19 protein-coding genes are annotated in these 17,094 nt (G+C 61.2%); 11 read left to right on the top strand and 8 right to left on the bottom strand.

The annotated features are described in order from the left end of the window. Nucleotides 1-1,713 (bottom strand): DUF6531 domain-containing protein (locus tag BBF94_RS07295; protein WP_225875040.1); only part of this gene is annotated, 1,713 nt, incomplete at its 3' end. Between the two features lie 205 nt (nt 1,714-1,918). Between BBF94_RS07295 and BBF94_RS07300 the strand changes: the two genes are divergently transcribed. Further along, complete coding sequence (locus BBF94_RS07300) at nt 1,919-2,509, top strand: NUDIX domain-containing protein (RefSeq protein WP_065258373.1); 591 nt, start codon at nt 1,919-1,921, stop codon at nt 2,507-2,509. Here BBF94_RS07300 and BBF94_RS07305 read toward each other — a convergent pair. Continuing rightward, nucleotides 2,506-3,021 carry a methylated-DNA--[protein]-cysteine S-methyltransferase gene (locus BBF94_RS07305; RefSeq protein WP_065258374.1) on the bottom strand — a complete coding sequence of 172 codons (516 nt, stop codon included), beginning with the start codon at nt 3,019-3,021 and terminating at the stop codon, nt 2,506-2,508. The genes BBF94_RS07300 and BBF94_RS07305 overlap by 4 nt on opposite strands. Before the next feature lie 135 nt (nt 3,022-3,156). Between BBF94_RS07305 and ggt the strand changes: the two genes are divergently transcribed. The 3 genes from ggt to BBF94_RS07320 all read left to right on the top strand — a co-directional run bounded on the left by ggt (nt 3,157) and on the right by BBF94_RS07320 (nt 6,358). Next, the gene (gene ggt / locus BBF94_RS07310) at nt 3,157-4,884 is read left to right on the top strand and encodes a gamma-glutamyltransferase (RefSeq protein ID WP_065258375.1); all 1,728 of its coding nucleotides are present in this window, start codon (nt 3,157-3,159) and stop codon (nt 4,882-4,884) included. A 66-nt stretch (nt 4,885-4,950) separates the two neighbouring features. Continuing rightward, nucleotides 4,951-5,484: a cysteine hydrolase family protein gene (locus BBF94_RS07315; protein ID WP_065258376.1), complete on the top strand. Its 534-nt coding sequence runs from the start codon at nt 4,951-4,953 to the stop codon at nt 5,482-5,484. Between the two features lie 196 nt (nt 5,485-5,680). Beyond that, the gene (locus BBF94_RS07320; RefSeq protein WP_225875041.1) at nt 5,681-6,358 is read left to right on the top strand and encodes a lysozyme inhibitor LprI family protein; all 678 of its coding nucleotides are present in this window, start codon (nt 5,681-5,683) and stop codon (nt 6,356-6,358) included. Nucleotides 6,359-6,362: 4 nt separating this feature from the next. Here BBF94_RS07320 and BBF94_RS07325 read toward each other — a convergent pair whose 3' ends face one another. After that, nucleotides 6,363-7,004, bottom strand: coding sequence for a TetR/AcrR family transcriptional regulator (locus BBF94_RS07325; RefSeq protein ID WP_065258377.1), 642 nt, complete (start codon nt 7,002-7,004; stop codon nt 6,363-6,365). Nucleotides 7,005-7,130: 126 nt separating this feature from the next. On the opposite strand from BBF94_RS07325, the gene BBF94_RS07330 reads away from it, so the two are divergent. After that, nucleotides 7,131-7,589, top strand: coding sequence for a GNAT family N-acetyltransferase (locus BBF94_RS07330; RefSeq protein WP_065258378.1), 459 nt, complete (start codon nt 7,131-7,133; stop codon nt 7,587-7,589). 5 nt (nt 7,590-7,594) lie between these two features. On the opposite strand, the gene BBF94_RS07335 is transcribed toward BBF94_RS07330, so the two are convergent. Next, on the bottom strand, nt 7,595-7,894 hold the full coding sequence (locus tag BBF94_RS07335; RefSeq protein ID WP_065258379.1) for a DUF7693 family protein: 300 nt from the start codon (nt 7,892-7,894) through the stop codon (nt 7,595-7,597). A gap of 174 nt (nt 7,895-8,068) precedes the next feature. On the opposite strand from BBF94_RS07335, the gene BBF94_RS07340 reads away from it, so the two are divergent. Continuing rightward, nucleotides 8,069-9,514, top strand: coding sequence for a SulP family inorganic anion transporter (locus tag BBF94_RS07340; protein ID WP_065258380.1), 1,446 nt, complete (start codon nt 8,069-8,071; stop codon nt 9,512-9,514). 125 nt (nt 9,515-9,639) lie between these two features. Here the strand turns inward: BBF94_RS07340 and BBF94_RS07345 are convergent, their stop codons facing one another. Beyond that, nucleotides 9,640-10,164: a carboxymuconolactone decarboxylase family protein gene (locus BBF94_RS07345; RefSeq protein ID WP_065258381.1), complete on the bottom strand. Its 525-nt coding sequence runs from the start codon at nt 10,162-10,164 to the stop codon at nt 9,640-9,642. A gap of 134 nt (nt 10,165-10,298) precedes the next feature. Between BBF94_RS07345 and BBF94_RS07350 the strand changes: the two genes are divergently transcribed. Further along, a complete protein-coding gene (locus tag BBF94_RS07350) occupies nt 10,299-11,120 on the top strand; it encodes an AraC family transcriptional regulator (RefSeq protein ID WP_065258382.1) in 822 nt (273 codons plus the stop codon). Between the two features lie 3 nt (nt 11,121-11,123). On the opposite strand, the gene BBF94_RS07355 is transcribed toward BBF94_RS07350, so the two are convergent. Continuing rightward, entirely contained in the window at nt 11,124-12,017 is an 894-nt protein-coding gene (locus BBF94_RS07355) for a DMT family transporter (RefSeq protein WP_065258383.1), read from the bottom strand. 90 nt (nt 12,018-12,107) lie between these two features. On the opposite strand from BBF94_RS07355, the gene BBF94_RS07360 reads away from it, so the two are divergent. The 3 genes from BBF94_RS07360 (at nt 12,108) to BBF94_RS07370 (ending at nt 14,348) form a co-directional block, all read left to right on the top strand. After that, the gene (locus tag BBF94_RS07360; RefSeq protein ID WP_065258384.1) at nt 12,108-13,439 is read left to right on the top strand and encodes an aminotransferase-like domain-containing protein; all 1,332 of its coding nucleotides are present in this window, start codon (nt 12,108-12,110) and stop codon (nt 13,437-13,439) included. 55 nt (nt 13,440-13,494) lie between these two features. Next, nucleotides 13,495-13,881, top strand: a complete 387-nt coding sequence (locus tag BBF94_RS07365) for a c-type cytochrome (RefSeq protein ID WP_065258438.1) — start codon at nt 13,495-13,497, stop codon at nt 13,879-13,881. Between the two features lie 131 nt (nt 13,882-14,012). Next, the gene (locus BBF94_RS07370) at nt 14,013-14,348 is read left to right on the top strand and encodes a hypothetical protein (protein ID WP_065258385.1); all 336 of its coding nucleotides are present in this window, start codon (nt 14,013-14,015) and stop codon (nt 14,346-14,348) included. Nucleotides 14,349-14,421: 73 nt separating this feature from the next. Here the strand turns inward: BBF94_RS07370 and BBF94_RS07375 are convergent, their stop codons facing one another. Both BBF94_RS07375 and BBF94_RS07380 read right to left on the bottom strand, forming a co-directional pair. Further along, nucleotides 14,422-14,901 carry a phage infection protein gene (locus tag BBF94_RS07375; protein WP_065258386.1) on the bottom strand — a complete coding sequence of 160 codons (480 nt, stop codon included), beginning with the start codon at nt 14,899-14,901 and terminating at the stop codon, nt 14,422-14,424. 124 nt (nt 14,902-15,025) lie between these two features. Next, nucleotides 15,026-15,592 (bottom strand): chorismate mutase, encoded by a 567-nt coding sequence (locus BBF94_RS07380; RefSeq protein WP_065258387.1) that lies wholly within the window; start codon nt 15,590-15,592, stop codon nt 15,026-15,028. 127 nt (nt 15,593-15,719) lie between these two features. Between BBF94_RS07380 and BBF94_RS07385 the strand changes: the two genes are divergently transcribed. Next, entirely contained in the window at nt 15,720-17,075 is a 1,356-nt protein-coding gene (locus tag BBF94_RS07385) for an MATE family efflux transporter (protein WP_065258388.1), read from the top strand. Nucleotides 17,076-17,094 lie beyond the last annotated feature (19 nt).

The raw sequence follows: 17,094 nt of genomic DNA on the forward strand, positions 1-17,094 counted from the left end.
GCTGATCGCCGTCAGACGCCCGGCCCGAAAGTGATAGAACCGCGCCGCATTCCCCGCCAGCGCAACGATCAGTTCCTCAGGTTCATCCCCGAGAAAGATCGCCGCCCGCGACAGGCTGTTGTGAATCGCCGGGCGCTCGACACTCGGCAGCGGAAACCGCGTGCGCCGGTTTTCATGGTCGATCCAGACCACACCATCGCTCTCGACCTCCAGCCGATGGGCCAGCGAATGACTCCAGCCAAATCCCAGCCCGACATCGATTTCCGCCGCGCTGGTGCGGTACAGGCGGGTGAACTCGAACGGCAGCAGCCCGTCGAGCACGCCATCGGTCAGGGTCAGCAGCTCTTCGCCGGTGACCATCGACACCGGGCAGCCGTTGGTGCAGGTGCGGGGGACGCAATCGGCGCTGTCGCCGTTGGGGTTTTTTGCCTGAGCCGACGCATCGTCGCGAGGCTCATGCCGCTCAATTCGCGTCGTGCCGTGGGACTTGTGACGCGCAATGGCCGCTGGATTGGCTACCGTCAGCACCTGTGCATCCGCCGTGCGAATCTCCAGCGGCACTGCCGGAGTCGGTCGCAATGGTGCCGGGCGTGCATTGACCATCAGCGGTTTCAATGCGCTTGCATGTCGGGTCAGGTCGGACACCGAAGTCAGTTCCGCCAACCGCAACGCCGACGCCGCCAGCCATTCCCGGGCACGTGGCGACTTGACCTTGCCGAGCACCTTGGCGCTCAAGCGCAGCGGCACGCCCATGCCGCCCGATACGCACATCAGCAGGAAACTGACCAGCAACTCCGCCCGGACTTCAGCCACCACCTCGGCCAGGTACTGCGGCGGCAGCATCTTCAGCCAACTGGTGAACGCCGCCAGATGGATGAACAGCAACGGCTCGTCGCTGAGCATCAGCAGGCCATTGGCGATGGCCTCGGCGGACGCCCCGAGCAAGGCCTCCAGTTCGGCGGCGGACAGGTATTGCAGAAGCTTTTTGCTGTTGGCCTGCAAGTCGGCGAGCAGGGCGAACAGCTGTTTCACGTCGTCCCAGACGCCACTGAGCGCCGTTTCGAAACCGCGCCAGTCGGCCTGCTGCAACTGACCGTAACGCTCCAGAAAACCCGCTCCGGAAAATTCGGCCCATTGCGGTTGAAACCCGACCCATTCCTCACGCAACCATTTTTCCAGGCCATCAATGAGGCCCTGATACGAGGCATACAGCGTCTGGATATGCGCGGTGGAAACATCGGGAAAGAAGGTGATGCGATAACGCTGACCCCGGTCGCAATCGCTGACCTCGAGAATGCCGCTGGGGCCGATGGTGTAATGCTGCGGTTCGCCGAATTTCAGCACACCGCCGACATCGGAAATGACCGGTTCCAGGGTCACCGGCGTATCGCCGATCGGCACGAAGCGTGCGGCTTCGAACATGTGCACCAGCGTGAGGGGCCCGGCAGCGGGGCACATGACTACGGAACGGCTGACGGGTTTTCGACTGCCAACCGGCGCACTGAGCTGGACATCGTTGCCGACCTTGAACACCTGCTCGACATCCAGCGCGGTTCCCGTCCAGAAATGCTCGGCCCAGCGGTCATAGTCGTTGAGGCAGAGGCGGAATTCCCGAAACAGCGTTTCGACGTCGGGTCGGTCGGGATTCAGCGCAGCGACCACCAGCAATCCGATGCTGTTGTTCAGGGGCAGGAGCCGGTTGGGTGGAAGCATTCGCAGTCACTCGCGCATCAATGAAGAGGCGAGCAACTGTGCGGGGGATCAAACGGGAAAGAAGTCAGGCGAGTAGGTGATGTCTGTAGGGTATTTCGCCAAATGCGATTGGCGATGCCAGGTATCAGCCAGGTGCTGTTCGTCGAGCAAGCCTTTCGCCTACCATGCCATTAACGATATCGATGACAAAAAAGGATCGAGCGTCATGTCCAACACAGCCGAGCGGGTCAACATCGTCGACACTCAGGTGTTGTCCCACGACTGGTACCTGCTGAAGAAAATCACCTTCGACTACCTGCGCAACAACGGTGAATGGCAACGTCAGACCCGTGAAGTGTATGACCGCGGCAACGGTGCCGCGATCCTGTTGTTCAACCGTGAGAAGCGCACGGTGGTGCTGACTCGCCAGTTCCGTTTGCCGGTATTCGTCAACGGTCATGATGGTCTGCTGATCGAGGTCGCCGCCGGTTTGCTGGAAGGTGCGGCACCGGAGCAGCGCATACGCGACGAGGCCGAGGAAGAGACCGGTTATCGCGTTCACGACGTGAAGAAGGTGTTCGAGGCTTACATGAGCCCGGGTTCGGTGACCGAGAAGCTGCATTTTTTCGTTGCCGAATACGACGCGGCATCCAAGGTCAGCGCCGGAGGTGGCCTGGAAGAGGAAACCGAAGAGCTGGACGTGCTGGAGTGGCGTTTTGACGAAGCGTTGGCGGCATTCCATCGTGGCGAGATCTGCGATGCCAAGACCATCATGCTGCTGCAGTATGCCGCCATGAACAATTTCTTCGACGCTTAAAAAAGCTCACCGGTTTTGTCGATGTCTGACCGCTGGCCTCCCTCCAGAGTCAGCAGGCGCTCCTTGGCCTCCAGGCCTCCGGCAAATCCGGTCAGTTTTCCCGAGGCTCCGATCACCCGGTGACAGGGCGCGATGATTGAAATCGGGTTTTTCCCGTTCGCCGCGCCGACGGCACGCACTGCGCTTGGGTGGCCGATCTGTCGGGCAATCTGGCTGTAGGTGCGGGTCTCGCCGAACGGAATGGTCAGCAACGCGGCCCAGACCTTTTTCTGGAATTCGGTGCCGGTAAAGTCCAGCTCCAGATCGAACGCACTTCGCGTTCCTGCAAAATATTCTTCCAGCTGTCGCGCGGTTTTCATCAACACCGGATGGTCAGGGGCCTCGTTCATCGGTCCGAGGCGCACCCGGTTCGGTTTGTCATTTTCCCAGAGGATGGCGGCCAGTCGTGAACCGTTCGCGACCAGCTTCAACTCGCCGACGGGCGAGGGCACGGTAATGAACGTGTAGGCCATGGGAAAAACTCCGGGTCAGGTCGGCAACAGGGACCAGCATACTGCCGGATCGGGGAGGCGCAAACCGCAATCGCGACCATACTGGCTGATGCTCTTGAAGCGCTTTCCCTACTTATAAAAAGAAGAGACCGACTCATGAAGTACGAACCTTTTGCCAAATCGCTGATTGCGACCTCATTGACGCTCAGTTGCCTCATGGCCCATGCGGCTTCGGTTGCTCCGGTCGCCGCCGAAAACGGCATGGTGGTCACCGCCCAGCATCTGGCCACCCACGTGGGTGTCGACGTCTTGAAAAGTGGCGGCAACGCGGTGGATGCGGCGGTCGCCGTGGGTTATGCGCTGGCGGTGGTTTATCCGGCGGCCGGCAACCTCGGTGGTGGTGGTTTCATGACCATTCAACTGGCGGACGGACGCAAGACCTTCCTCGACTTCCGGGAAAAAGCTCCGCTGGCCGCGACGGCCAACATGTACCTCGACAAGGATGGCAACGTCATTCCTGACCTGAGCACCCGTGGTCACCTTGCAGTCGGTGTTCCGGGCACTGTGTCGGGCATGGAGCTGGCGCTGAGCAAGTACGGCACCAAACCGCGCAAGGACATGATCGCCCCGGCGATCAAACTGGCGGAAGAAGGTTTCGAACTGGAGCAGGGCGACGTCGATCTGCTGGATTACGCCACTGACGTGTTCAAGAAGGACATGAAAGACTCCGGCTCGATTTTCCTTCACAACGGCGAGCCGATGCAGGTCGGGCAGAAACTGGTGCAGAAAGACCTGGGCAAGACCTTGCGCACCATTTCCGAAAAAGGCGCCGACGGCTTCTATAAAGGCTGGGTGGCCGATGCCATCGTCACGTCCAGCCAGGCCAACAAGGGCATCATCACCCAGGCCGATCTCGACAAATACAAGACACGTGAACTGGCCCCGGTGGAGTGCGACTATCGCGGTTACCACGTGGTGTCGGCGCCGCCACCCAGTTCCGGCGGGGTGGTGATCTGCCAGATCATGAACATTCTCGAAGGCTATCCGATGAAGGATCTGGGCTTCCATTCGGCCCAGGGCATGCACTATCAGATCGAAGCGATGCGCCACGCCTACGTGGATCGAAACAGTTATCTGGGCGACCCGGATTTCGTGAAGAATCCGATCGAGCACCTGCTGGACAAGAACTACGCGACCAAGCTGCGCAACGCGATCCAGCCACAGAAGGCGGGTGTCTCGGCTGAGTTGAAACCTGGCGTTGCGCCTCACGAAGGCAGCAACACCACGCACTATTCGATCGTCGACAAGTGGGGCAACGCGGTGTCCGTCACTTACACCCTCAACGACTGGTTCGGCGCGGGCGTGATGGCAAGCAAGACCGGGGTGATCCTCAACGATGAAATGGACGACTTCACCTCCAAGGTCGGTGTGCCGAACATGTACGGCCTGGTGCAGGGTGAAGCCAACGCCATCGCCCCCGGCAAGGCGCCGCTGTCATCGATGAGCCCGACCATCGTCACCAAGGATGGCAAGGTGGTGATGGTGGTCGGCACGCCGGGCGGCAGCCGCATCATCACGGCAACCTTGCTGACCATGCTCAACGTCATCGACTACGGCATGGGTCTGCAGGAGGCGGTCGATGCGCCGCGTTTCCACCAGCAGTGGATGCCCGAGCAGACCAACCTCGAAGACTTCGCCGCCAGCCCCGACACGAAGAAGATTCTCGAGAGCTGGGGCCACAAGTTTACGGGGCCGCAGGATCCGAACCACATCGCCGCGATTCTGGTCGGCGCGCCATCGCTGGGCGGTAAACCGGTGGGCAAGAACCGCTTCTACGGTGCCAACGATCCACGGCGCAACACCGGGTTGTCTTTGGGTTACTGAGGAGGGTAAAAAGGGGGCGGGCACACGTCCGCCCCTGTCTCAAGGACCGATCAAGGAAGGCTCACCATGACCACCGCATTGCTGATCATCGATGTCCAGCGCGCCCTGTGTGCGGGCGAGTACGAATGCCATGACATCTCCCGTGTGATCGACACCATCAACGGCCTCAGTGCCCGGGCGCGCAGGGCTGGCGTGACGGTCGTCGTGATCCAGCATAACGAAAAAGACAGCCCGCTTGCCCGCGGTGCCGAGGGCTGGCAACTGGCCGATGGCCTGAACACCGCGCCGAGTGACCTGCGCGTCGACAAGACCGCCAACGACTCGTTCTACCAGACCAACCTGCAGAAACTGATCCCCCGGGAAGACTTCGATCGCCTGGTGATCTGCGGCCTGCAAACCGATTACTGCGTCAACGCCACCGTGCGCCAGGCCCACCAGTTGGGCTACGACGTGGAGCTGGCGGCCGACGCGCATTCCACCGTCGACAACGGCAACATGAGCGCCGAAGACATCATCGCCGAACACAACAAGGACTGGGCGCACCTGACCGGTTCGGTGGCGCGGATCGATGTGAAGCCAGCGGCCGAAATAGCATTCTGATCAACGTCCCTGTGGGAGCGAGCCTGCTCGCGAATGCGGTGTGCCAGCTGAAAATACGTTGGCTGACACGCCTTTTTCGCGAGCAGGCTCGCTCCCACAGGGGATTACAGTTGTCTGTTCACAACCAGTGAAAAATCCGGAGCATCGATAGTCAGGGCCCGGCATACTGCCGCTGCCTCAGGAATGGAATCTGTCGATGCTCGCTTTCAATCTCCGTCATGCCTTGCTGCTGACGTCCCTCGTTTTTGCTGCTAACTCTCACGCCGCCAGTTTCGACTGCGCCGGCGCTTCCAGCCCGGTTGAAAAAGCCGTTTGTGCGGATCCGAATATCTCGGGTCTTGATGAGAAGCTCGGGGAGCTCTGGACGACAACGCTGACAAAGGTTGCGGATCCGAAAGCGCTCAAGGCGGATCAGCGTTTGTGGTTGAAGCAACGCAATCGATGCGCCGCCAGTGGCTCCTGCCTGCGTCGTGAATACCTGATGCGCCTGAAAGCACTCGAATATGTGGCCAGACCGTTCAGTTGGAACGCCACCTGGCAGATGATTCCGTGGAGTGTTTCATCGTCGGCAGAAGTCACGACCAAGCGTCTGGACGCCACTCATATTGCCTTTGATATTTCTGCGGCGAATGGTGGCAACTCCGGAGACATGGACGGTGTCGCCACGCTCGACGGTGACGTGGCGCATTTCGACGGAGGGAACTGCACCCTGAAGTTCAGGGCGTTCAACGGTTTGCTGGACATCGAATCGGATGGCGGTGCGGGGGCATGTGGTGGTGGAGTGGGCGTTTACTACGGTGGTCGGTATGTGGCAACCGAGCAACCGATCTCGATTGGCCGGGATTCAACGCTACCCCAGGACGCCATGCCTTGATGCTTCAAGTCGCAAACATCAACCTGCGAACATCACTCACCGGCTCGGATACCACACCGCTCAGCACCAGCCGCGTAATGGTATCCGCCGCGCTTTCGTAATCCTCATCTTGCGGCACCTCACGCCCGGTGATGCGCCCCATCTGCCAGCCGATATTGGTGTAGGTGCGCGTTGCCGACCAGATAAACAGCATCAAATGTTCGGGATCCACCGGGGCCAGCAAACCGCGGTCGATCCAGCTGCGCAGGCATTCGACATTGCGCCGGGCTTCGGCGTGCAGCAGGTCGCGGCATTCGTCCGGTAACTGGCGACCACCCAGTAATAATTCGCCACTGAACACCTTGGCAATCGCCGGATGTTCGCGGGCAATGCGGATGCGGGCGGCGACATAGGCCCGCAGGCCGGTCAGCGGGTCGTCGCTTTCGCGCAGCACGGCGGAAGCCTCCAGCAGCGGCTCGACAAAACCGAGCAACACTTTGCCGTAGAGGTTTTCCTTGCTCTGGAAGTAGTAATAAAGATTGGCCTTGGGGACGCCTGCGCGGGCGGCGATGTCGCGGGTCTGGGTCGCGTCGAAGCCACTGGCGGCGAACTCCTCGCTGGCGGCCGTGAGGATCAGTTGCTGGTTGCGTTCGCGGATGCTGCTCATGGAAGGCGTTGAAAGTCTGGCGGTTTCGGTTTCGCAATATACAAAACTATATAGCGATTAAGCCAGCACACTCGATGGACAGCGCTATGCTGGTGCAATCATTTCATGGGGGCAGGGGGAGGAAACATGAATCTTCAGGCAATACGCGCCAGTGCGGAACATCTGGATGCAGTGGCGAAGCTGTTCGATGGCTATCGCGGCTTCTATGGTCAGCCGTCGAACCTTGCCCAGTCGCGAGCGTTCATTGCCGAGCGTATGGCGGGCAACGAATCGGCGATTTTTCTGGTCAAGGATGAAAGCGACGAAGCGCTGGGATTCGTGCAGCTGTACCCGACGTTTTCTTCGATTGATGCCCACCGCACCTGGCTGCTCAGCGACCTGTTCACCACGCCCGCCGCCCGAGGCCGTGGCGTCGGACGATTGCTGATGAACACCGCGCGCGATTTCGCCGTGGAAACCGGTGCCAAGGGGCTGGTGCTGGAAACCGCGACCGACAATTTCACCGCTCAAGGTTTGTACGAATCACTTGGCTGGGTGCGGGACACCGGGTATTACACGTATGTGCTGGACCTGCGGCAGGGGTGAACCGCTCAGTCTGCCCGAGCCAACAACCCTTCGATCTGCGCCAGTTCCCAGGTGCTGAGCAGGCTGACCGGATCCGTGCCGAAGCGTTGTTTCGTGTCGAATGTCCACACTCGGGCTTCCGGGCTGCGGCACTGCAGGCAGTGGTGCAGACGTTGTCCGTCGAAATCGAGCAGCAGATGCCAGCCGTCGATTTCGATGGATAACTGACCAGCGTCGGCTACGTCCGCTGTGCGTCGCAGCGGGCTGACCTCCAACGCGGCATCACGCAAGCGCTGGCAGACTTCGCGGGCGGAAAGAGAGGACATGCGCAAACCCGAAGATCTATCGAAGCGCGCAAGCATAGAGCGTCAGATCGTCCCTGTCAGCGATCGCTGGCCCGTGCCCGGGCATTTGCGTAACATCCGCAACCCTCTTTTTCCGCGGCGCTCTTTTGCGCGAATACTGCGGTCGCGATTGTCGGCCGCTCTGTCAGGTAAACCATGAAACCGATTCGTCTGCGCGCCGATGTCCTGGCCGGACTCACCACCTCATTTGCCCTGTTGCCCGAATGCATTGCGTTTGCGCTGGTGGCTCATCTCAATCCGCTGATGGGCCTGTACGGCGCCTTCATCATTTGCACGCTGACCGCGCTGTTCGGCGGTCGGCCGGGCATGGTTTCCGGGGCGGCCGGTTCGATGGCGGTGGTGATCGTCGCGCTGGTGGTGCAGCACGGCGTGCAGTACCTGCTGGCGACGGTGCTGCTCGGCGGCCTGATCATGATGGCGTTCGGGCTGTTGCGCCTGGGCAAGCTGGTGCGCATGGTGCCGCATCCGGTGATGCTCGGGTTCGTCAACGGACTGGCGATCATCATTGCGCTGGCGCAACTGGAACACTTCAAAAGCGGTGAGCAGTGGCTCAGCGGCACGCCGTTGTACCTGATGACCGGGTTGGTGCTGCTGACGATGGCCATCGTTTATATCCTGCCACGCCTGACCCGCGCCGTACCGCCGGCACTCGTGGCGATCCTTGGCGTTGGTGCGCTGGTCTATCTGCTCGGCCTGCCGACCCGTACCCTTGGCGACATGGCGCACATTGCCGGCGGTCTGCCGACGTTCGCGTTGCCGGACATCCCGTACAACCTCGAAACCCTTCGCATCATCGCGCCTTACGCGATCCTGATGGCGCTGGTCGGCCTGCTGGAAACCCTGCTGACCCTCAACCTCACCGACGAAATCACCGAAACCCGTGGCTACCCGGATCGCGAATGCGTGGCGCTGGGGGCGGCAAACATGGTGTCCGGCGCATTCGGCGGCATGGGCGGTTGCGCGATGATCGGCCAGACCGTGATCAACCTCAGCTCCGGCGGGCGCGGACGGTTGTCCGGGGCGGTGGCAGGCGTGCTGATCCTGCTGTTCATTCTGTTTCTGTCGCCGATGATCGAGCGCATTCCATTGGCGGCGCTGGTGGGTGTGATGTTTGTGGTGTCGCAGCAGACCTTCGCCTGGGCCTCATTGCGGGTGCTGAACAAAGTGCCGCTCAACGATGTGCTGGTGATCATCGCGGTGACCACCATCACGGTATTCACCGATCTGGCCACGGCGGTGCTGTGCGGGATCATCATCGCCGCACTGAATTTCGCCTGGCAGCAAGCGCGTGAGTTGTACGCCGATGAACATCTGGAGGCCGACGGCAGCAAGCTCTATCGCCTGCACGGCACGCTGTTCTTCGCCTCGACCACGCCGTTCCTCAATCAATTCGACCCGGCCAACGATCCGCAGCGGGTGACGCTGGACTGCCGGCACCTGAGCTTTGTCGACTACTCGGCCATCGCCGCGCTGAAAACCCTGCGCGAACGCTACGCCAGGGCCGGCAAGCAGCTGCAGGTGTTTCACCTGTCCGAGCGCTGCAGGAAACTGCTCAAACGCGCCGGGGTCGATCACGACTGACGCTTCCGGCGCAGTACAAAATCCAATGTGGGAGCGAGCTTGCTCGCGATGACGGAGCATCAATCGACAAAGATACCGACTGATCCACCGCCATCGCGAGCGAGCTCGCTCCCACAGTTTTTGCATTACGCCGGATTTTGGATTGCCGGGAAATCGATGTCGGTCAGCGCGGTGTTGTTGAGGTAGTTGGTCAGGGTCTGCACGGCGACGATGGCGATTACCTCGATGATCTTCTTGTCATCGATACCGGCGGCGCGTGCGGCGGCGAGCTGGTCATCGCTCAGGTGACCACGGGTTTCGGTCAGCTGATGGGCGAGGGTGGCAAAAGCATTCAGCCGGCCATGACGCGCTTCGATGATTTCTTCCGCTGCCAGCCCGGCCTTGCTGGCAAACAAGGTGTGCGCCGCGAGGCAGTAATCACAGCCGTTGACCTGCGACGTGGCGAGGTACACCGCCTCTTTTTCCTTGGCGCTCAGGGATGTTTTGCCCAGCGTGGCGGAGGCTTGCACGTAGGCATCCAGTGCAGCGGGGGCAACCGCCAGGGTCTTGAACAGGTTGGGCAGGAAACCGATTTTTTTCTGCACGCCTTCCAGGGTCGGGCGGGTGGCGTCGGTGGCGTTTTCAAGGGTGATCGGGGCAATGCGGCTCATGGTGATTCTCCGAAAGTCCGGTGCGAAGTGCGCCGGGGATGGAGGTCATGTTATTGAGCGTGGCTGGTGCTTTGGGTGCAAATCGTCGAGGATATGCGACAGATCGTCCAGACCTGTCTCCGGAGAAATCACCCATGGATCGCCTGTCCACGTTGCTCAGCCACTTCGGCGTGAATGCCGGAACATTCCACAGTGGCAGTTTTTGCGGCATCAGCGCTTACGGTGGCGATCAGCTATGTGGCCATGTGCATCTATTGCAGGCCGGGCAGGTGCTGCTCAAACCGGGCAACGACCCCGAACTGACTCTGAATGAACCCACACTGATCTTTTTCCCCCGGCCATTTGCCCATCGATTGTTTGCCGACGAAGCGATGAACACGCAACTGGTATGCGCTTCGCTGACTTTCGATGGTGGTGCGGGCAATGCGCTGGCGGCGGCGTTGCCGGATTATCTGGTGCTGAAACTCGCCGACCTTCCCGAGATGGCCAGCACGCTGGAATGGTTGTTCAAGGAAGCGTTCGACGGCCATTGCGGGCGTGAAGCGGTGATGGATCGGTTGTTCGAGTTGCTGGTGATTCTGCTGCTGCGGCATCTGATCAGCAGTCGTAACCAGCAGCCGGGCATGATGGCGGGGTTGGCGGATCCGAAAATTTCCCGTGCGTTGAGCCTGATGCATGAGCAGCCGGCCAAGGCCTGGACCGTCGCCGAACTGGCCGCGAGCGCACATTTGTCCCGCGCCGGTTTCGCCGAGCATTTCCGGCAAGTGGTGGGGCAGACACCGGTGGATTATCTGGTGAGCTGGCGGATCAGCCTCGCGCAGAAACGCCTGCGCGAGGGCCGGCCGATGACCCTGATCGCCGAAGAGGTGGGTTATGAAAGCCCTTCGGCGCTGGCCCGGGCGTTTCGGCGCAAGACCGGGCTCAGTCCGCGGGAGTGGAAGGGCGGCGCAAACTGAAAGCTATCGGGCGAATTTCTTCGCGCCCGCTACGCACAAAATCACCCCCAGCGTGACCACCAGCATGCCGACGCTGACGTGCTCATGCAGCAAGGTTGCCGCCAACGCCAGACCGAAGAACGGCTGCAACAACTGCAACTGCCCGACTGCGGCAATCCCGCCCTGGGCCAGGCCGCGATACCAGAACACAAAACCGATCAACATGCTGAACAGCGAAACGTAGGCCAGGCAGGCCCACGCCGTGACGCTGATGCCGCTGAATGACACAGGCGCCAGCCATAGGCTCAGCACGGCCATCACCGGCAACGACAACACCAGCGCCCAGCAGATCACTTGCCAGCCGCCGAGGGTGCGCGACAGTTTTGCGCCTTCGGCATAGCCGAGGCCGCAGGCGAGAATCGCCGCCAGCATCAACAGATCTCCGGCGGGTGAGGCGGTCAGTCCCTGGGAAACCGCGAAACCGACCACCAGCGAACTGCCCAGCACCGAAAAGATCCAGAACACCGGACGTGGCCGTTCACCCCCGCGCAGTACGCCGAAGATCGCCGTCGCCAGCGGCAGCAATCCTACAAACACAATGGAATGCGCCGACGTTACGTGTTGCAGCGCGAGGGCGGTCAATAACGGGAAACCGACGACCACGCCCAACGCCACAATCAATAAAGAGAACCACTGCTGCCGGGCCGGACGTCGTTCACGAAACAACCACAACAGACAAAGCGCCAACACACCGGCAATGGTCGCCCGGATGACGGTGAGAAATACCGGGTCCAATTCCAGCACCGCCAGCCGCGTGGCCGGCAGCGAACCGCTGAAAATCACGACGCCGATGAAACCGTTGATCCAGCCGCTGGTTTTTTCCAGGGCCGGAGTGCTCAGGTGTGAAGTTCGTTCCATGGTGCACGCGCTCGAAAGTGGGGTTGCCTGTGGTTCATGCTAGGGTCGAGAATCAGCACAATCAAAGAATTGTCATGGATACATCTCGACATGCCACGCTCCCGTTACAAGACCCTCGTCGATACCTATGCCGCCGACATCCGCGCCGGTCGCTTGCTGCCTGGTACGCGTCTGCCGACCCACCGGCAACTGGCGGCCAGCGAAGGGCTGGCGCTGGTCACGGCGTCGCGGGTGTATGCGGAGCTTGAGGCGATGGGGCTGGTCAGCGGCGAAACCGGGCGCGGTACGTTTGTCCGGGAGACCTCGTTGATGCCGGGGCAGGGCATTGACCAGAAAGACATTGCCGTCGGCATGATCGATCTCAACTTCAACTACCCCTCATTGCCGGGGCAGGCCGAGCTGCTGCGTACGGCGTTGCGGCAACTGGCGTTGTCGGGTGATCTTGAAGCGCTGTTGCGTTATCAACCCCACGCCGGCCGCCAGCACGAACGGGCATCGGTTGCCCGGCACTTGCAGGCCCGAGGCCTGCGTGTCGACGCCGGACAGGTGTTGATCGTCAACGGCGCCCAGCAAGGTCTGGCGGTGACGTTGATGGCACAGCTCAATCCCGGCGACGTGATCGCGGCTGACGCATTGACCTACTCGGGTTTCAAGGTGCTGGCCGAAGCGCTGCATCTTGAAGTGGTCGCGATCCCCGTGACAGAGAACGGTCCGGATCTGGCGGCGCTCGACAGACTCTGCCGCAGTCGCCCGGTGCGCGCCGTGTACTGCATGCCGACCCTGCACAATCCACTGGGTTGGGTGATGCCGCTGGACCAGCGCGAACATTTGGTGGCGATTGCCCGACAGCATGATCTGACGATCATCGAAGACGCTGCCTACGCCTTTCTGGTCGATCACCCGCCGCCACCGCTGGCGGATCTGGCGCTGGAGCGCACGGTGTACGTCTCGGGGCTTTCGAAAAACATCGCCACGGGCCTGCGCGTCGGTTTCATCGCGGCGCCCATTAAGAAAGTGCCGGCGCTGGAACGCATCATCCGCGCCACCACCTGGAACACGCCGGGTGTGATGACCGCGATAGCCTGCGGCTGGCTCGACGACGGCACCGTCACTTTGCTGGAGGCACAAAAGCGCGATGACGCTCAGGCCCGTCAGGCGCTGGCAGCTGAAATCCTGCAAGGCCTGCCGTGTGTCGGCCATCCCTCTTCTTATTTCCTGTGGCTGCCGTTGCCGGAGGATGCCCGATCCGATCAGGTGGTGATCGAGTTGATGAAGGCGCAGATCTCGGTCACCAATGCCGAGCCGTTCACCGTATCGGCCCATGTGCCCCACGCGATCCGCCTGGCGCTGGGCTCGGTGGACAGGCTTGTCCTGCGTCAAGCCTTGCTCAAAGTCCGGCAGGTGATCGCGGCTTACCTGTAGCACAACGCTCCCCGCAGGATTACCCTTGGCGCCGCCGAAGATCTGGATGCTCCCGATGAAAAACACCGCGTTACTGACCCTCGCCCTGATCCTCAACGCAGGTCTGTTCAGCATGCCCGCCCTGGCGGCTGGCGACGCCGAGGCCGGAAGCAAAATCTTCCCGCGCCTGTGTGGCGGCTGCCATCAGGTCGGCGAGTCCGCCCGGCCCGGATTTGGTCCGCAACTCAACGGCATCATCGGTCGCCCGGCGGGGACGTCGGCGAACTACGTGTACTCCGATGCGATGAAGAATTCAGGCATTACCTGGAATCGGGAAACGCTGACGGCGTACCTGAAGGACCCGAAGGGCGTTGTACCGGGGACGCGGATGATCTTCTGGGGGCTGAGTGATGAAGAGAAGATCGATAATCTGCTGGCGTATCTCCAGTCATTCACGGAGTAACAGCCAAGCGGCGCCGGCATTGTTGGAACTTCATGAAATCTGTCGTGGTTGATACTAATGTGCCACTGCCTCCGGTAAAGTGTGCGCCGCCCGAGAGATGGATCCCGGGCGTTTACCCATGGAGTCTTGTAGTGAAATACCTCAGCAAAGTAGTCGCCGCCGCACTGTTCGGTGTGGTTCTGGCAGGTTGCACCGGCACCCCGATGAACACCCGTAACTACGACAGCAATCAGTACACCGTGATTGGCCACAGCGAAGCGACCGCCACCGGCCTGATGCTGTTCGGCGTTATCCCGATTCGCCAGAACAGCCGTTTCGTCCGCGCCCAGGATGCGGCGATCAAGGCCCGCGGCGGCGATGCGATGATCAACACTCAGGTTCAGGAAAACTGGTTCTGGGCATGGGTCCTGAGCGGTTACACCACCAAAGTCTCCGGTGATGTGATCAAGCTGAAAACCGCTCAATAAGCGACGGTTGGATGTGAAAAAGCCCGGCTGATCAGGCCGGGCTTTTCTTTATCTTGCGAAAGCGCTTTCAGCCTCATGCGACGCGGCGCTCGATCAGACGATCCGAACCACCTTCGGCCACACGGCGTTCCAGCAGACGATCAGCGCCACCTTCGGCAACACGGCGTTCTTGCAGACGATCCGAGCCACCTTCAGCTACGCGGCGTTCTTGCAGACGATCCGCGCCGCCTTCGGCCACACGGCGTTCTTGCAGACGATCCGCGCCGCCTTCTGCCACACGACGTTCCAGCAGACGATCCGAGCCACCTTCGGCCACGCGGCGTTCTTGCAGTCGATCAGCGCCACCTTCAGCTACGCGGCGTTCCAGCAGACGATCAGCGCCACCTTCGGCAACGCGGCGTTCCAGCAGACGATCCGAACCACCTTCAGCTACACGCTGTTCGATCAATCGATCCGAACCGCCTTCGGCGATCATGGTGTGGGCGGGTTTGGCTGCAAAAGCGTTGACTGCGAGAACCGAGAAAGCGATACCGAGAAGGATTTGGCGTTTCATGATCGTGTGCTCCGGGGTGTTGTCGGGTTGGTATGGAGCAGATGTTACGCCCGGGATTTTTTATGAGAACTTCATTGGCGTGATGGTGACTATCGACGCCAACGATGGATGCCCGGGCATCGATTCACGGGGCGGTTGCCCGGACGCACAGTTCTCCGGTGGCTCGGATCAGCGCCAGTTCATGCAACGCATCCTTCGCCAGACCGTTGCGCGCCTTGGCCAGCCACGCCGTGCAGTCCGGATCGTGGCGATAGGCCGTGAAGTCGGTGTATTGCTGCAACAGCCTTGTTTGCAGTTCATCCAGACGCGGACGAATCTGTTTGCTCAGGTCCGGACGCGGTGTGTCCGGCGCAGCACCCGCCGCCTGCCACTTCGCGAGCAAACCGTATTGCACCAGTTTGTTGGCTTCCATTTGTGCGGCGATCAATTGCGCCACGTCTTGCGGGTCGAGTTTGCGTTCGGTGGCCATCGCTCGGGCATTGGCGATGACCTGGGCTTCACGGGGACTGTCCTGGATCGGCTTGCCGCTGTCCCATTTGGTCAGGGCGACGAGGTCGGCGATGTTCAGGCGTTCATTCAAGGTCACCAGCAGGCTTTGCAGCGCTTCGGGGGCTGGCGTCGGGGTCGCGTGGGCAGTCGTTGCCAGAGCGGCAAACAGGGCAGAGGTCAGCAGGGTCGAGACACGAGGCATGGGATCGGTTCACTTGCATTTTGGGCAGGGGATGGAGATTACGAAGTTTTAATGCAAAGGGGTACGACCTGAAAGGCTGTGCATACCTTAGACTCTCCCCCATTGCTTTCACCGAGACGGACGCTCGATGCAGACCCCCGCCCAAAATCCCCTCTGGAAAACCTACCTGCTGTTCCTCGCCCCGATGGTGCTGTCGAACTTCCTGCAGTCGATGTCGGGCACGGTCAACAGCATCTACATCGGCCAGATGCTCGGCACCCAGGCGCTGGCGGCGGTGTCGGGGATGTTTCCGATCATCTTTTTCTTCATCGCGCTGGTCATTGGTCTGGGCGCCGGGGCAGGGGTGTTGATAGGCCAGGCATGGGGCGCACGGGAGTCGCACAGGGTGAAGGCGATCGCCGGGGCCACTTTATTGCTGGGCGTGTTGATCGGCCTGGTCGCGGCGGTATCTGGCAGTGTGTTTGCGCGCCAGGCATTGCAGGGCTTGGGCACGCCGGCGGATGTGCTGGACGACGCGGTTTCCTACGCCCGGGTGATGATGTGGACGTTGCCGTTTGTGCTGGTGTACGTGCTGTTCACCCAGTTGTTGCGTGGGGTGAGCGATACGCTGTCGCCGATGCTCGCTCTGCTGCTGTCGACGGTTGTCGGTCTGGCGCTGACCCCGGCTTTCATTCGCGGATGGCTGGGCCTGCCGCAACTGGGGATTCAGAGTGCGGCGTTCGCCGGACTGGCCGGTACGCTGGCGGCGATGGCGTGGCTGGCGTGGAGCCTCATCCGCAAGGGCCATCCGCTGGCGCCGGACCGTGAGTTCTTTGCAGCGCTGCGGCTCGACGGTGCCATCCTGGGCAAGGTGTTGCGCATCGGCCTGCCGACCGGGGTGCAGATGATCGTGCTGTCGCTGTCGGAGCTGGTGATTCTGGCGCTGGTCAACCAGCATGGTTCGCAGGCGACGGCGGCGTATGGTGCGGTGACGCAGATCGTCAACTACGTGCAGTTTCCGGCGCTGTCGATTGCGATCACCGCATCGATCCTTGGTGCCCAGGCGATTGGCGCCGGGCGGCTGGAGCGGATGGGGCCGATCCTGCGCACCGGGTTGTGGATCAACGTGTGCCTGACCGGTGGCCTGATCGTGCTCGGTTACCTGCTGTCGCACTGGCTGCTGGGGTTGTTCCTGACCGAGGAATCGACCCGGGCGATGGCCGAACACTTGCTGCACATCATGCTGTGGAGTCTGTTGATCTTCGGCTTTCAGGCAATCATCGGCGGCATCATGCGTGCCAGCGGCACGGTGCTGGTGCCGGTGGGTGTGGCGATCGTCTGCGTGCTCGGTGTGCAGTTGCCGGCGGCCTACTGGCTGGACGGGCAGTTTGGTCTGCAGGGCGTCTGGATGGCGTTTCCGATAGCCTATCTGGGAATGCTGGCGCTGCAGACGCTGTATTACAAACGGGTCTGGCAGCATCAGAAGATCGAGCGGTTGGTGTAGGACTGATCGTCAGAAAACG

Origin of the sequence: Pseudomonas bananamidigenes (assembly GCF_001679645.1) — a bacterium.
Lineage (GTDB): Bacteria > Pseudomonadota > Gammaproteobacteria > Pseudomonadales > Pseudomonadaceae > Aquipseudomonas > Aquipseudomonas bananamidigenes.

Excerpts from the sequence above, each read along its gene's own strand:
- BBF94_RS07330 (WP_065258378.1), top strand. The coding sequence starts at position 7,131 with ATGAATCTTCAGGCAATACGCGCCAGTGCGGAACATCTGGATGCAGTG.
- BBF94_RS07345 (WP_065258381.1), bottom strand. The coding sequence starts at position 10,164 with ATGAGCCGCATTGCCCCGATCACCCTTGAAAACGCCACCGACGCCACC.
- BBF94_RS07375 (WP_065258386.1), bottom strand. The coding sequence starts at position 14,901 with ATGAAACGCCAAATCCTTCTCGGTATCGCTTTCTCGGTTCTCGCAGTC.
- BBF94_RS07320 (WP_225875041.1), top strand. The coding sequence starts at position 5,681 with ATGCTCGCTTTCAATCTCCGTCATGCCTTGCTGCTGACGTCCCTCGTT.
- BBF94_RS07355 (WP_065258383.1), bottom strand. The coding sequence starts at position 12,017 with ATGGAACGAACTTCACACCTGAGCACTCCGGCCCTGGAAAAAACCAGC.
- BBF94_RS07305 (WP_065258374.1), bottom strand. The coding sequence starts at position 3,021 with ATGGCCTACACGTTCATTACCGTGCCCTCGCCCGTCGGCGAGTTGAAG.
- ggt (WP_065258375.1), top strand. The coding sequence starts at position 3,157 with ATGAAGTACGAACCTTTTGCCAAATCGCTGATTGCGACCTCATTGACG.
- BBF94_RS07365 (WP_065258438.1), top strand. The coding sequence starts at position 13,495 with ATGAAAAACACCGCGTTACTGACCCTCGCCCTGATCCTCAACGCAGGT.
- BBF94_RS07385 (WP_065258388.1), top strand. The coding sequence starts at position 15,720 with ATGCAGACCCCCGCCCAAAATCCCCTCTGGAAAACCTACCTGCTGTTC.
- BBF94_RS07315 (WP_065258376.1), top strand. The coding sequence starts at position 4,951 with ATGACCACCGCATTGCTGATCATCGATGTCCAGCGCGCCCTGTGTGCG.
- BBF94_RS07340 (WP_065258380.1), top strand. The coding sequence starts at position 8,069 with ATGAAACCGATTCGTCTGCGCGCCGATGTCCTGGCCGGACTCACCACC.
- BBF94_RS07325 (WP_065258377.1), bottom strand. The coding sequence starts at position 7,004 with ATGAGCAGCATCCGCGAACGCAACCAGCAACTGATCCTCACGGCCGCC.
- BBF94_RS07335 (WP_065258379.1), bottom strand. The coding sequence starts at position 7,894 with ATGTCCTCTCTTTCCGCCCGCGAAGTCTGCCAGCGCTTGCGTGATGCC.
- BBF94_RS07300 (WP_065258373.1), top strand. The coding sequence starts at position 1,919 with ATGTCCAACACAGCCGAGCGGGTCAACATCGTCGACACTCAGGTGTTG.
- BBF94_RS07350 (WP_065258382.1), top strand. The coding sequence starts at position 10,299 with ATGGATCGCCTGTCCACGTTGCTCAGCCACTTCGGCGTGAATGCCGGA.
- BBF94_RS07360 (WP_065258384.1), top strand. The coding sequence starts at position 12,108 with ATGCCACGCTCCCGTTACAAGACCCTCGTCGATACCTATGCCGCCGAC.
- BBF94_RS07380 (WP_065258387.1), bottom strand. The coding sequence starts at position 15,592 with ATGCCTCGTGTCTCGACCCTGCTGACCTCTGCCCTGTTTGCCGCTCTG.